Annotated in this window: 14 protein-coding genes; 1 reads left to right on the top strand and 13 read right to left on the bottom strand. The window is 62.9% G+C overall.

From position 1 onward, the window contains the following. Window position 1: 1 nt before the first annotated feature. Both ctaC and G557_RS0100980 read right to left on the bottom strand, forming a co-directional pair. Window positions 2-913, bottom strand: coding sequence for an aa3-type cytochrome oxidase subunit II (gene ctaC / locus G557_RS10770; RefSeq protein ID WP_051223989.1), 912 nt, complete (start codon window positions 911-913; stop codon window positions 2-4). A 133-nt stretch (window positions 914-1,046) separates the two neighbouring features. Further along, complete coding sequence (locus tag G557_RS0100980; protein WP_028244617.1) at window positions 1,047-1,397, bottom strand: HesB/IscA family protein; 351 nt, start codon at window positions 1,395-1,397, stop codon at window positions 1,047-1,049. A 194-nt stretch (window positions 1,398-1,591) separates the two neighbouring features. On the opposite strand from G557_RS0100980, the gene G557_RS0100985 reads away from it, so the two are divergent. Beyond that, window positions 1,592-2,164: a DUF3043 domain-containing protein gene (locus tag G557_RS0100985; protein WP_028244618.1), complete on the top strand. Its 573-nt coding sequence runs from the start codon at window positions 1,592-1,594 to the stop codon at window positions 2,162-2,164. A 40-nt stretch (window positions 2,165-2,204) separates the two neighbouring features. On the opposite strand, the gene G557_RS0100990 is transcribed toward G557_RS0100985, so the two are convergent. The 11 genes from G557_RS0100990 to ftsZ form a co-directional block, all read right to left on the bottom strand. Next, on the bottom strand, window positions 2,205-3,284 hold the full coding sequence (locus G557_RS0100990; RefSeq protein ID WP_028244619.1) for a quinone-dependent dihydroorotate dehydrogenase: 1,080 nt from the start codon (window positions 3,282-3,284) through the stop codon (window positions 2,205-2,207). After that, the gene (nrdR, locus tag G557_RS0100995) at window positions 3,284-3,784 is read right to left on the bottom strand and encodes a transcriptional regulator NrdR (RefSeq protein WP_028244620.1); all 501 of its coding nucleotides are present in this window, start codon (window positions 3,782-3,784) and stop codon (window positions 3,284-3,286) included. Before nrdR ends, G557_RS0100990 begins: the two co-directional genes overlap by 1 nt. A gap of 7 nt (window positions 3,785-3,791) precedes the next feature. Continuing rightward, window positions 3,792-5,102, bottom strand: a complete 1,311-nt coding sequence (hisD, locus tag G557_RS0101000; protein ID WP_051223991.1) for a histidinol dehydrogenase — start codon at window positions 5,100-5,102, stop codon at window positions 3,792-3,794. 37 nt (window positions 5,103-5,139) lie between these two features. Beyond that, entirely contained in the window at window positions 5,140-8,652 is a 3,513-nt protein-coding gene (gene dnaE / locus G557_RS0101005) for a DNA polymerase III subunit alpha (RefSeq protein ID WP_028244622.1), read from the bottom strand. Window positions 8,653-8,704: 52 nt separating this feature from the next. Next, window positions 8,705-9,634: an RluA family pseudouridine synthase gene (locus G557_RS0101010; protein WP_028244623.1), complete on the bottom strand. Its 930-nt coding sequence runs from the start codon at window positions 9,632-9,634 to the stop codon at window positions 8,705-8,707. Beyond that, window positions 9,624-10,163 (bottom strand): signal peptidase II, encoded by a 540-nt coding sequence (gene lspA / locus G557_RS10775; protein ID WP_051223992.1) that lies wholly within the window; start codon window positions 10,161-10,163, stop codon window positions 9,624-9,626. The genes G557_RS0101010 and lspA overlap by 11 nt, the downstream gene beginning before the upstream one ends. A 2-nt stretch (window positions 10,164-10,165) precedes the next feature. Next, the gene (locus G557_RS0101020) at window positions 10,166-10,780 is read right to left on the bottom strand and encodes a DivIVA domain-containing protein (RefSeq protein WP_028244624.1); all 615 of its coding nucleotides are present in this window, start codon (window positions 10,778-10,780) and stop codon (window positions 10,166-10,168) included. A gap of 63 nt (window positions 10,781-10,843) precedes the next feature. Continuing rightward, complete coding sequence (locus G557_RS0101025) at window positions 10,844-11,128, bottom strand: YggT family protein (protein WP_028244625.1); 285 nt, start codon at window positions 11,126-11,128, stop codon at window positions 10,844-10,846. A gap of 17 nt (window positions 11,129-11,145) precedes the next feature. Further along, window positions 11,146-11,610 carry a cell division protein SepF gene (locus G557_RS10780; RefSeq protein WP_051223994.1) on the bottom strand — a complete coding sequence of 155 codons (465 nt, stop codon included), beginning with the start codon at window positions 11,608-11,610 and terminating at the stop codon, window positions 11,146-11,148. A 29-nt stretch (window positions 11,611-11,639) separates the two neighbouring features. Next, window positions 11,640-12,332, bottom strand: a complete 693-nt coding sequence (locus G557_RS0101035) for a YggS family pyridoxal phosphate-dependent enzyme (RefSeq protein WP_028244626.1) — start codon at window positions 12,330-12,332, stop codon at window positions 11,640-11,642. After that, complete coding sequence (gene ftsZ, locus G557_RS0101040) at window positions 12,329-13,498, bottom strand: cell division protein FtsZ (protein ID WP_028244627.1); 1,170 nt, start codon at window positions 13,496-13,498, stop codon at window positions 12,329-12,331. The genes G557_RS0101035 and ftsZ overlap by 4 nt, the downstream gene beginning before the upstream one ends. Between the last annotated feature and the right edge of the window lie 29 nt (window positions 13,499-13,527).

Raw genomic sequence — 13,527 nt, forward strand, 5'->3', positions numbered from 1 at the left:
CTTAGTTCTCGCTCGCAGCGGAGTCACTCTGCTGTGAGTCTTCCGATGTGTAAATCAGATCTTGGCGACGGTTGAGCTCGTTGCCCAGCGCACCGGTGTTGCCGCGATCACGCAGCTCAGTCAGGTGAGTCTCGTACTCAGACTCAGACACGACCTCGATATTCATGAGCATCATCGAGTGATACTCGCCACAGAGCTCAGCGCACTTCACCGCGAAGGTTCCTTCTTTGGTGGGTGTGAAAGTCCAGTAGTTGTTGTGCACGCCCGGCAGCAGGTCTTTCTTGTAGAGGAAATACGGCACCCAGAAGGAGTGAGCCACGTCACGGGCGTCAAGCTTGATCTTGACCTCTTTGTTCACCGGGAGGTAAAGGGTCGGCAGATTCGATTCATCGAAAGTCTCGCCGCCGCTGTAGTCAGCCTGCACACCGGCATCTTCGTGCACATTGGCCTCGCCCTCATCGGTGAGGTAATTGATGTCCCAGCTCCACTGTTTGCCAACAACCTGCACCTGCACATCAGCACCGTCGTAGGCCTCAGTTGCGTTTGCCTCAGTGGCGCTCTGCACATGCACCGTGGCGATGAAGAACGCGAAGATCAGCACGAAGGGAACAGCGGTGTACAGCACCTCGATAGGCAGGTTGTAACGGGTCTGCGCCGGGAGGCCGGTCTCGCCCTTACGACGCCGGTAGACAATGGCGCTCCAGATGACCAGACCCCACACGACCACACCGACGCCCAGCAGCACGATCCATGAATGTACCCACAGCGAAGAGATCGCCTGGGTGTGATCGGTCGTGTCGTCAGCGGGGAGGAAGCCTCGCTTCGCAAGATCTGAGCACCCGGAGAGTGCCAAGGCGGCTACGCCCAGCAATCCCGTGCTCGCGACAACTCTCTTGACTGTCGAACCCACCATTGTTCCTATCGGTAGTTACTGAACACAGAACTGACGTCGGTCAGCTCCTGTCCATCCTACCTGTTTCTCGGGGGCTCTCTGACCATACCCGTGGTCAGACCGTGATTCTGCTGTGAATCACGGGTCAATCAGATCAGTGGAACGAGTCGCCGCAGGCGCAGCTGCCCGCAGCATTGGGGTTATCGATGGTGAACCCCTGCTTCTGAATGGTGTCTTCGAAGTCGATGCTGGCGCCCTCGAGATACGGCGCGCTCATTTTGTCGACGACCACCTCGACGCCCTCACCGAACTCGGCCAGCAGGTCATCGTCGAGCAGCCGCTCGTCGAAGTAGAGCTGGTAGATGAGCCCCGAGCAGCCGCCCGGCTGCACAGCAACGCGCAAACGGAGGTCTTCGCGCCCCTCTTGCACCAGCAGACTGTGCACTTTCTCAGCCGCTGCATCGGTGAGGGTGACTCCGTGTGTCTGGATGGTGTCGGTGCTCATGTCTGACTCTCTTTCTGACCACAGGCCCACGCTGGCAGCGCGCGCCGTGCCTCCACTTTAGAACACCAGCGCGGCCTTGCACACCCCGCTGTACCCCATGTGCGCCGACAGCGTACGCCAGTGTCAGAGTGCGCGCGAACAAGCCGGATACAATAAGGGGCACATCCGTTCCATGGAAGGCAGCGTCACCTCGCATGAGCAAAGATCCCCAGGCCACCTCAGACCCCGCTGGGTCGACCGAGTCGCACAAGAGCGTCGGCAAGGGGCACCCCACTCCCAAGCGTCGTGAGGCTGAAGCACTGAATCGCCGCCCGTTGATCGCCAACGATCGCGCCGAAGCCAAGCGTCGCGCCCGAGCCGAGCGTGAAAAGGCGCGCATCGGCATGGCCGCCGGCGACGAGCGCTATCTGCCCGCCAAAGAGCGCGGCCCGCAGAAGCGCTTTGTGCGCGACTACGTCGACGGCCGATGGTCGCTCGGTGAATTCATGCTGCCAGTGATGATCGTGGTAATCGTGCTCACCTTCGTGCCGAGCACCATCGTCATCGCCACGTATACTTTCGGCCTGTGGGCCTTCGTGGCCGCACTGATCGTCGACTCACTGCTCATCTCGCGCAAGGCCAAGCGATTGGCCGCCGAACGCTTCGGCAGCGAAAACGTTGAGCGCGGCCTCGGCCTGTATGCATCGATGCGCGCATTGCAGATGCGCGGCATGCGAATTCCGAAGCCGCAGGTCAAGCGCGGCGAATTCGACCCGAATCAGCGCTGAGTCGTTTGAGGCGGCATTCCGCAGGATGCCCCACTCGCGGTCAGCTGCGCGGCGAACGCACCGACTGGGTCACCTCGGCGATGCTGCTGAACTCACTGCTGGCCAGCAGCTGTGCCACACGTCGATTGATCTGATGCCCCCATGCCGGGCCGGCGTAGATGAACTCGGTGAATCCTTGCACGAGCGTTGCCCCGGCGCGCAGGCGCTCCCAGACATCGTCACCGTCTTGCACCCCGCCCACGGAGATGATCGGCAGGCCGGCGTCGGCGGCGACCAACAGCCGCAGCACCTCGAGCGATCGTTCGCGCACGGGCGGCCCGGAGAGCCCGCCCGCGCCAATGCGCTCGATCTCGGCGGCATCGATCGAGATGCCAGTGCGCTGAATGGTGGTGTTGGTCACAATGATGCCGGCGAGCCCCAGCTCGACCGCGAGCGCCTGCACCGCCAGCAGCTCGTCGTCGTGCATGTCGGGCGCGAGCTTGACCAGCACAGGTGTGCCTTGAGCCTCGTGCACCACAGCTTCAAGGATGGGGCGCAGTGCCTCGACATGCTGCAGATCGCGCAGCCCGGGGGTGTTGGGGCTGCTCACGTTGACGGCCAGGTAGTCAGCGCTGGGTGCCAGCACCCGCGCCGAGGCCCGGTAGTTGTCGACTGCTTCGTCGAGCGGCACCACTTTGTTTTTGCCGATGTTCACGCCCACGCGCACGCTTGCCGCGCGGTCGCGGCGGGTCAGCTGCACCAGCGCCGCCTGCGCGCCATGGTTGTTGAACCCCATGCGGTTGATCAGCGCCCGGTCGCGCACCAAACGGAACAGGCGCGGTCGTGGGTTGCCGGGCTGAGCCTGTGCGGTGATGGTGCCCACCTCGACGTGGCCGAAACCGAGATCGCCGAGACCGGCGAACATGGTGGCGTCTTTGTCGAGCCCTGCCGCGATACCGAACGGGGTGGCGAACTGCACGCCGAAGGCCTCAACGCGAAGAGCCGGATCAGGCCGGGTGGCGCGGCTGATGAGGCGACCGAGACCCGTGCGATGCGCAGAACGAATGGCCCAAGAAGCCAGCCCGTGGGCACGCTCGGGGTCGAGATGCTGCAGCACACCGACAAACAGGGCGCGATAGATCATGACCGCTCCCCCGCTGCATCCGTGGTCTCGCCCTCATCGAGGCCGTGCTCAGCGTGGTATTCGCGGAGGCGCTCAACGGCACGCTCGAAATCGTCGATCGACTCGAAGCTGCGGTAGACGCTCGCGAAACGCAGATACGCCACTTCATCGAGATCACGCAGCGGCTCGAGAATCGCCAGACCGACCTCATGCGAGTCGACCTCGCTCGAACCGCTGGAGCGGATGGTCTCTTCGACCTTCTGCGCCAGCAGCGCCAGGTCAGAGTCACTGACCGGGCGCCCTTGGCACGCCTTGCGCACGCCCGAGATGATCTTCTCGCGACGGAACGGCTCGACGACCCCACCGCGCTTGACCACCGACAGGGATGCGGTCTCGGTGGTAGTGAAACGACGCCCGCAGGCCGGGCACTGGCGGCGGCGGCGAATCGAGGTGCCGTCGTCACTGGTGCGCGAATCGACCACGCGAGAGTCGGGGTGGCGGCAGAAGGGGCAGTGCATGAAACTCCTATTCGCCCGGGAAACGGGCCTCGATCGACTCGGCGTGTGCCTGCAGCTGCTCGGCGCGTGCGAACCGTTCGATTGGCTGGGCGATCTCGGCGAGCCCCTCACGGGTGTACTCGATGATCTGCTGGGGGCGCAAGAACGTGTAGGCGCCGAGCGCCGGGCTGAACCGGGCGCGGCCGCTGGTCGGCAGCACGTGGTTGGAGCCGGCCATGTAGTCGCCGAGCGGCACGGGTGAGTAGGGGCCGATAAAGATCGCGCCAGCGCTGGTGATGCCCTGCAGCACAGCCTGGTCATCGGCGGTGATGATCTCGAGGTGCTCGGGCGCGTAGGCGTTCGAGACCGCCACCGCGTCGTCGAGGTTGGAGACGAGCACTGCCGCCGACTGCACACCCTGCAGCGCCACGGTCGCCCGTTCAGCGTTGGGGGTGGTCTGCAGCCGTCGCTGCAGCGAGGCGTGCACCTGGTCGATCAGCTCGGCCGAGTCGGTGACCAGCACTGATGAGGCGTCTTCGTCGTGTTCGGCCTGGCTGAGCAGATCGGCCGCCACCAGCTCAGGATCGGCGGTGGCGTCTGCGATGACCAGAATCTCAGTGGGGCCCGCGATCGAGTCAATGCCGACGTCGGTGGAGACCTCGAGTTTGGCCGCAGCCACAAAGGCGTTGCCCGGCCCAGAGATCACGTCGACCGGAGCCAGACCGATCTCTTCGACACCATAGGCGAGCGCCGCGATGGCACCGGCACCGCCCAGCGCATAGATCTCGTCGATGCCGAGCAGACCGGCCGTAGCCAGCACGATGGGATGCACTCGACCGCCGAAGGCCTGCTGCGGCGGTGACACCAGCGCCAGACGCGAGACGCCAGCCACCTGTGCCGGCACCACATTCATGATCACACTCGAGGGGTAGACAGCCTTGCCGCCGGGCACATAGAGCCCCGCTGCATCGACCGGCTGGTACCGCTGAGTGATGCGCGCACCGCCCGGAAACTCAGTGGTGACCGACCCGTGCACCTGTGCACGCGTCGCCTCGGTGACCCGCGCGATCGCGATGGTCAGGGCTTCACGGATGTCGGGGTCAAGAGCGTCGACGGCCTCAGCGATCTCGGCAGCTGAGACACGAAACTGATCGATCTCAACGTGGTCGAATCGCTGCGCCTGATCGACCAGGGCCGCGCGACCACGCGCACGCACATCGGCGATCAGCTCTCGAGCCGCACCGACCGCTGCAGAGACATCATGATGTGGTCGAGGCAGCAGGTCACGAAGAGACTGGGCGCGCACGTCTGAGGTGCGGAAATCAATTAAGTGCAACACACCTCAAGTCTAGTCGTGCCGAAGCGAATCGACCGGGCTAGTCGATGCAGCTGGCCCCCAGCAGCGCTTTGAGCTCGCCATACAGATCGGCAGTCACGTTGACCCGATAGGGAATCTCGAAGACGCGCTCGCCGGCCGGGCCGGTGAGCTTCAGCAGCACCTCGGTGTCGCCTTGGTGGCGCACCAGAATGGTCGAGAGATCTTCGACGATCTCGGGGGTGGCTGTGATCTCGGGCATGTTCAACAGCAGCGGGAGGCTCGATCCGCCGCGCTGTTCGATGTCAGGCGAGAACACTGAATACGCATGCAGGTTGACTCCGTCGTCTCGCACAGAGATGCGGCCACGCACCACCACGATCGTGTCAGCGATCAGCGCCGGTGCGAACTCTTGGAAGGTCTTGCCCATGAACAGCACCGACATTTCGCCGGTGAAGTCTTCGACCTCGATGATGGCGTACTCGTTGCCGCTGTTGCGGGCGATGCGGCGTTGCACGCTGGTGATCAGCCCCGCGATGGCCACCTTGTCGCCGTCATGGAACCGCTCCCCTGCGCCGATGTCGAGAATGGTCGCGTCGGCGTGTTTGGCCAGCTCGTGCTCGAGGCCGTGCAGCGGGTGATCCGAGACGTAGAGCCCCAGCATCTCTCGCTCGAACGAGAGCTTCAGGTGTTTGTCCCACTCGGCGCGCTCAGGCACCGTGCCGCCCGGGGTGTCTTCGAGATCGAAGATGCCGGCGAACAGGTCGACCTGGCCGTGTGACTCATTGCGCTTGAGCTGTGCGGCCTCGTCAACGGCCTGTTCGTGCACCTCGATCAGCGCTCGGCGGGTGTCGCCCAGCGAGTCGAAGGCACCAGCTTTGATGAGTGATTCGATGGTGCGCTTGTTGCACACTGCAATCGGCACTTTGCGCAAGAAGTCGTGGAACCCGGTGAAGGCACCCTGCTCTTCGCGAGTGGTCACGATGGCTTCAACGACGTTGGCACCGACGTTGCGCACGGCACCCAAGCCGAACCGGATATCCTTGCCGACTGCCGAAAACCCGAGGAACGAGCTGTTGACATCGGGCGGCAGCACCGAGATGCCCATGTGGCGGCACTCGTTGAGGTAGAGTGCGAGCTTGTCTTTGGAGTCGCCGACGCTGGTGAGCAGGGCGGCCATGTACTCGGCCGGGTAGTTGGCTTTGAGAAAGGCTGTCCAGTACGAGACCACGCCGTACCCGACTGAGTGCGCCTTGTTGAACGCGTATCCGGCGAATGGCAGCAGAGTGTCCCACAGTGCTTTGACGGCTTCTTCGGAGTAGCCGCGGTCGATCATGCCCTGATGGAAGTTGGTGTACTGCTTGTCGAGCTCAGACTTCTTCTTTTTGCCCATGGCGCGACGCAGCATGTCGGCCTGACCGAGGGTGAACCCGGCGACCTTCTGGGCCACACCCATCACCTGCTCCTGGTAGACGATCAGACCGTAGGTCTCGCCCAGGATGTCTTTGAGCGGCTCTTCGAGCTCGGGGTGAATCGGCTGAATCGGCTGCAGGCCGTTTTTGCGCAGCGCGTAGTTGGTGTGGGAGTTCATGCCCATGGGCCCCGGCCGGTACAGGGCGATCACTGCCGAGATGTCGGCGAAGCTGTCGGGCTTCATCTGACGCAGCAGCGTGCGCATGGGGCCACCGTCGAGCTGGAAGACCCCGAGGGTGTCGCCACGAGACAGCAGCTCATAGGTGGGGCGATCGTCGAGCGCGATGTCTTGCAGGCTGAGGTCTTCGCCGCGGTTCTGCTTGATCGAGTCGACCGCGTCGCCCATCACTGTGAGGTTGCGCAGCCCCAAGAAGTCCATCTTGAGCAGCCCGAGGTTCTCACACGCCGGGTACGGATACTGCGTGATGATCGCGCCGTCGTCTTCGCGCTTCATGATGGGGATGTTGTCGATCAGGGCTTCTTGGCTCATGATCACACCCGCCGCGTGCACGCCCCACTGGCGCTTGAGCCCTTCGAGACCGCGAGCAGTCTCAAGAATCTTCTGCGAGACCTCGTCGTTCTCGACGATCTCGCGGAACTCGGCACCCTCGCTGTAGCGTTTGGCCTCGGGGTCGTACATCTCTTCGAGGGTCATCTCTTTGCCCATGACCGCCGGCGGGAAGGCCTTAGTGAGCTTCTCACCCGCCGAGTAGGGCAAGCCGAGAATGCGCGAAGAGTCTTTGAGTGCCTGCTTGGCCTTGATCGATCCGTACGTCACGATCTGGCACACGCGGTCGTAGCCGTACTTTTCGGTGACGTACTTGATCACGTCACCGCGACGACGGTCGTCGAAGTCGACGTCGACGTCGGGCATCGACACGCGCTCGGGGTTGAGGAATCGCTCGAACATGAGGCCGTGCTCAAGGGGGTCGACCTCGGTGATGTGCATCGCATACGCGACCATCGACCCCGCGGCCGAGCCACGACCCGGCCCGACGCGTACGCCGTTGGCTTTGGCCCACTGAATGAAGTCGGCGACCACCAAGAAGTACCCCGGAAAGCCCATCTGCTCGATGATGCCCATCTCGTAGTCGGCGCGCTCGCGCACCGGCTCGGGCACCGTCTCGCCGTATCGGGTATGCAGCCCACGCTCGACCTCGGATTTGAACCAGGTGAGCTCGGATTCGCCTTCGGGCACGTCGAACTTGGGGGTCAGATCGCGTTTGACGAACTCGACCTCGCAGCGCTCGGCAATGGCCAGCGTGGCATCGCAGGCCTCGGGGTATTCGCGGAACAGCTCGCGCATCTGCTGCGGGGTCTTGAGGTAGAACTCGTCGCTGCCGAAACGGAAACGCTTGGGATCGTCGAGCGTCGAGGCCGACTGCACGCACAGCAGTGCGGCGTGCGCGTGGGCATCTTCGGCATGGGTGTAATGGAGGTCGTTGCTGGCTACCAGCGGAATCTGCAGGTCTTTGGCCAGCTCGAGCAGATCACTCATCACCCGTCGCTCGACGTCGATGCCGTGATCCATGATCTCGCAGAAGTAGTTCTCGGCCCCAAAGATCTCGCGGTAGCGGCCAGCGGCCTCGCGAGCCTCTTTGTACTGCCCGAGACGCAGACGGGTCTGAATCTCACCGCTGGCGCAGCCAGTGGTGGCGATGATGCCTTTGGAGTACTGCTGCAGCAGCTCGAGATCCATGCGGGGTTTGAAGTAGAACCCCTCGATCGATGACAGCGAGGCCAGTCGAAACAGGTTGTGCATGCCCTCAGTGGTCTCGGCGAGCATGGTTGCGTGCGTGTACGAACCACCGCCCGAGACATCGTCACCGCCGCCGTCGCCCCAACGCACTCGAGAACGGTCTTGACGCTTGGTGCCCGGCGTGAGGTACGCCTCAAGACCGATGATCGGCTTGATGCCGGCGTCTTGACACGCGTAGTAGAACTCGTAGGTGCCGAACATGTTGCCATGGTCGGTGATCGCCAATGCCGGCATCTCGAGCCGGGCAGCCTCGGTGATCAGCGGCTTGATCTTGGCAGCGCCGTCGAGCATCGAGTACTCGCTGTGCACATGCAGGTGCACGAAGCTGTCTGATGCCGCCACGGTCAGCGCCTTTCAGGTGGTGAGGAGTCGCCCCTCATTCTAGTGCGTGCACTCAGCGGGCGTGCGGATCGCGCAGCAGATCAAGCGCGCGCTGCAGATCGGCCGGCGGCACGCTTGCGACGTCGACTGGCTCATGTGTCACCGGATGCTCGAAGCGCAGCCTGGCCGCGTGCAGCCACTGCCTAGTGAGGCCGAGCCGCTCGGCGAGCACTGGGTCGCCGCCGTAGAGCGGGTCGCCTACGAGCGGATGATGCCGCGCCGACATATGCACCCTGATCTGGTGAGTGCGCCCGGTCTCGAGCGTGATCTCGAGCAGACTGCCCCGGGCGAATGCCTCGAGCGTCCCATAGTGGGTGATCGACGGTCGCCCACCAGCGACCACGCCGAACTTCCAGTCGGCTTTGGGCAGGCGACCGATAGGTGCGTCGATGGTGCCCGAGCTGGGGTCAGGATGTCCATGGACGACGGCCTGATAGGTCTTGTGCACCGTGTGGTCGCGAAAGGCCTGCTTGAGCACACTGTAGGCGCGCTCGCTGCGGGCAACCATCATCAGCCCACTCGTGCCCACGTCGAGCCGATGCACGATGCCCTGGCGTTCGGGAGGACCGCCCTGCGCCACGGTGATACCGCGGGCTGCCAGCACACCGAGCACGGTTGGCCCACGCCAGCTGGTCGCCGGATGCGCCACAACGCCGACAGGCTTGTCTACGATGACCAAGTCGTCATCGAGGTAGACGATGTCGAGGTCTGCGACGTCGGTGGCGACGACCGCGAGTCGATCCTCGTCATGCCAGTAGACCGAGACGAGCCCCGACGAATCGAGGCGATCGGATTTGCCGAGGGTGCGTCCGCCCTGCGTCGCGTCGCCTGCGGCGAGAATCGCCTGCACTCGAGACCGAGACAGCCCGAGCACGTCAGCAAGCACCACATCGACCCGCTGCCCCACGTGCTGCTCGTCGACCGGAAAGATCTTACTTGGCATGCTCGTGCTCGTCTTCGAACAGCCCAGGGGCAAAAAGCATGATTGCCACCAAGCCGATTACGCTGACCGTCAGAAACACATCGGCCAGATTGAGTACGGCAAAGCCGCGCACCTGAATGAAGTCGACCACGTAGCCGCGGCCGAACCCCGGTGCACGAAAGAGCCGATCACCCAGGTTGCCCACGACACCGCCGAGAAACAGCCCCATGAACAGCTGCACCGGCCAGCTTGTGGCACGACGCGCATACCAGATGACCGCACAGGTGACGGTGAGGGCCAAGAGGGTGAAGACCCAGGTGTGGTCAGTGCCGAAAGAAAAGGCCGCACCGGGATTGAATACGAGCTGCAGCTGAAGCAGTGACCCCACGAGCTGGTGGGGATCTCCGGGCTCAAGCCAAGTCAGCGCGGCGGCTTTAGCGCCCTGATCGACGGCCACCGCCCCCAAGCACCAAGCAAGCACCAACGCAATCGAGCGGCGAGGATTCGATCCCCGCCGCTCGATGGTACGCGATGCGTCAGACTGAGTCACGCTCAGTTCTTGGTCTGCTGAGCCTTGGCCACAGCGTCAAGCGAACCGGTCGACTCCAAGTCGCGCAGCTGCGTGGTGATGAACGACTTGAGCGATCCGCGGTACTGGCGCTCGAACGACTCGAGGTCTTTGATGGTTGCCTCGAGCGCTGTCTTGCGCTCGGTGAGGTCGTTGAGCTCTTTGGTCTTGCGTTGCTGAGTCTCTTCGAGAATGCGGCGCGACTCGTTGCGAGCGCTCGCGATGAGTTTCTGCTCTTCGTCTTTGCCTGCCTGCACGTGCTCGTCGTGCAGACGGCGGGCGAGCTTGAGCAGCTCGGTTGACTCATCGGTCTCAGACTTGGCCTCTGTGGCAGCGGCGGCAGCAGGTGCAGGAGCAGCAGCCGGAGCGGTAGGTGCCACGGGAGCAGCAGCCACTGACGACCCCTGCTTCTTTGCCTCGGCGAGATCGGCCTCGGCCTTTGCGAGCTTGGTCTTGAGCTCTTCGTTCTCGCTTAGCAGGTTGCGGAACTCAACGACGACCTCGTCAAGAAAGTCATCGACTTCGTCCTGCTCATAGCCGTCGCGAAACTTGGTCGTCTGAAAACGCTTGTTCAGAACGTCATCGGGTGTCAAGGCCATGAATTCTCCTCATTGCGTGCCTAGCTTCTCTTTCAGCCAGAAGGTGAAAGAAACTCATCCCGTCTAGCTTAGACCATTGAGCACAATGCCCAAGACGTTGAAGAAGAAAATGGCGATGAAGATGCCGAAGTCGAACTGCACCGCCCCCAACGTGAGGGGAGGAATCAAGCGGCGGGCGAGTTTCACCGGAGGATCAGTGATCACGTACAGCACCTCTGCCGCCACCGCAACAGGTTTCGGCAGGGGTGAGCGCACGAACCCCAATAGAATCTCGACGATCAGCCGCACAAAAAGCACCGTCGAATAGGTAGCACACAGCCAAGCCAGCAGCGAAAGAATAAGACTCACTGGAGGCGCCGACCAGCCTACCGGTGCTCGGCGAAGAAGCCGACCTGTGCCGGGTCGTCGTTCTGCGTGGTGGTATCACCCGACACCAGGACATTCTGCGGAGACAGCAGAAACACCTTCGGAGTCACGCGCTCGATCTTGCCGAGCAGCCCCTGGGCGAGCCCCGACGCGAAGTCAATCAGACGACGCGCATCAGGCTCGGTCATCTGGCTGAGGTTGATGATTACGGGGATGTTCGAGCGAAACCCCTCGGCAATAACCTGGACGTCGGAGTACTTTTTGGGGTGCACCGTGAGAATCTCGTTGAGCTCCCCGGCCTGGGTTTGGGCCTGGGGGCGACGCAGCGGCGTCACGTTTGAACGAGCCTGCGCAGGCTTTGCCGCGCGCTCCTGAGCAGGAGCAGCCGCAGCTGCCTCGGGTGCGAATTCCTCGTCTTCGACGAGACCCAGGTACTCGAGTGTCTTACGCAGCGGGTTTCCCATGACATCCTCCAAACGTCTTTGTGCCCAGATTAGCGGGCAAGTTCTGGTTTTCCGGTGATTGCCGTGCCGATTCGCAGGTGTGTCGCGCCGTGTTGCAGTGCCTGCCGCCAGTCTCCGCTCATTCCAGCCGAGATCGCGTTGGCACGCGGATCGAGCGCCTGCACCCGCTCAGCGAAGCGAGCGAGCTGCTCGAATGCCACCTCTGGCTGCCACGTGACCGGGGAAACACCCATGACGCCACGCAGGCGCAGGCGATCGACAGAAAGGATCTGCTCGACCAAGCCGGGTAGACCATCAGCTGACACTCCACCACGTGACGGATCACCGTCTAGTGAAATCTGCACGAACACCTCAAGGGGTTCACTGCGTTCGACGGCTGCCAAGCGTTCTACCAGAGCCGCTCGATCGACCGAATGCACTGCGGTCACCAATTTTGCGACCGCAGCAGCTTTGTTGCGCTGCAGCTGACCGACAAAATGCCATTGCTCGCCAGCAAGACGATCGTCGGCGAGCTTCGCTTTGAGCCCTTGCAGCGTGTTCTCACCGAACGCATGCTGTCCGGCTTCAGACAGCGCGACCGCGAGCGAAGCCGGGTGATACTTGCTGATGACAATGAGCTCGACCTCGGAGCGAGCACGGCCCAGCTGATGCAGCTCATCAGCCAGCTGCGACTCAAAGGCCGCCAGACGTTCGGCCGCCGGATGACGCTGCACGGAGCTCACTTCAAGAAGTCGGGAACGTCAAGCTCTTGCTCATCAAGCTGATCGAGCGAGAATGAGCGAGTCGCGTAGGGGTCAGCCGTATCAGCGACGGCAGCCTCGGGCTCTGCCTTGGGCTCAACCTCGACAGCAGGCTCAGGCTGAGTCGACTCGGCAGCCCCTGCCTCTGACTGCGCAGAGTTGTCAGCACCGAGGCCACTGGAGCGGCGACGATTGCGAATCTCGTCTTCTTCGTCGAAGCCAGCGGCGATGACCGTGACACGCACTTCGTCGCCCAGTGCATCGTCGAGCACAGTACCGAAGATGATGTTCGCTTCGGCATGCACGACCTCTTGCACGAGCTTGACAGCATCGTTGATCTCGTAGATGCCGAGGTCAGAGCCACCCTGCACCGAGATGAGCACGCCGTGCGCGCCATCGATGGTCGATTCAAGCAGCGGCGATGAGATAGCCAGCTCAGCAGCCTTGATCGCACGATCGGCGCCACGCGCCGAACCTATGCCCATCAATGCCGTGCCAGCGCCCTGCATCACAGACTGCACATCGGCGAAGTCGAGGTTGATGAGCCCCGGCGTGGTGATCAAGTCGCTTATGCCCTGCACGCCGGCAAGCAGCACTTGGTCGGCAATCGAGAACGCCTCGAGCATGGTGATGCCACGGTCGCTGATCTCGAGCAGTCGGTCGTTGGGCACCGTAATCAACGTGTCAACCTCGGCGCGCAGTGCAGCGACGCCCGCCTCAGCCTGCCCCATGCGGCGCTTGCCCTCAAACGAGAACGGTTTGGTGACCACGCCGATGGTGAGCGCACCAATCGACTTGGCGATTTTGGCAACGACCGGTGCACCACCGGTGCCGGTGCCGCCGCCCTCGCCAGCAGTGACGAAGACCATGTCGGCCCCGCGCAGCGTCTCTTCGATCTCGTCGGCATGCTCTTCGGCGGCACGGCGCCCGACCTCTGGGTCAGCACCGGCGCCCAGGCCACGGGTGGATTCACGCCCAACGTCGAGTTTCACATCGGCGTCGCTCTGCAGCAGCGCCTGCGCGTCGGTGTTGATGGCGATGAATTCGACGCCCTTCAGGCCACGTTCGATCATTCGGTTGACTGCATTGACGCCGCCTCCACCGATGCCGACGACCTTGATGACTGCGAGATAGTTCTGGCTCGACATGTGACCGACCTTTCAAACCTTAAAGCTCA

It is taken from the genome of Pseudoclavibacter soli DSM 23366 (genome assembly GCF_000423505.1).
Lineage (GTDB): Bacteria > Actinomycetota > Actinomycetes > Actinomycetales > Microbacteriaceae > Pseudoclavibacter_A > Pseudoclavibacter_A soli.

Bases quoted from the DNA above. Each gene is read 5' to 3' on its own strand.
- nrdR (WP_028244620.1), bottom strand. From the start codon at position 3,784: ATGCACTGCCCCTTCTGCCGCCACCCCGACTCTCGCGTGGTCGATTCG.
- G557_RS0100980 (WP_028244617.1), bottom strand. From the start codon at position 1,397: ATGAGCACCGACACCATCCAGACACACGGAGTCACCCTCACCGATGCA.
- G557_RS0101010 (WP_028244623.1), bottom strand. From the start codon at position 9,634: ATGCCAAGTAAGATCTTTCCGGTCGACGAGCAGCACGTGGGGCAGCGG.
- G557_RS10780 (WP_051223994.1), bottom strand. From the start codon at position 11,610: ATGGGAAACCCGCTGCGTAAGACACTCGAGTACCTGGGTCTCGTCGAA.
- ctaC (WP_051223989.1), bottom strand. From the start codon at position 913: ATGGTGGGTTCGACAGTCAAGAGAGTTGTCGCGAGCACGGGATTGCTG.
- G557_RS0101020 (WP_028244624.1), bottom strand. From the start codon at position 10,780: ATGGCCTTGACACCCGATGACGTTCTGAACAAGCGTTTTCAGACGACC.
- ftsZ (WP_028244627.1), bottom strand. From the start codon at position 13,498: ATGTCGAGCCAGAACTATCTCGCAGTCATCAAGGTCGTCGGCATCGGT.
- G557_RS0100985 (WP_028244618.1), top strand. From the start codon at position 1,592: ATGAGCAAAGATCCCCAGGCCACCTCAGACCCCGCTGGGTCGACCGAG.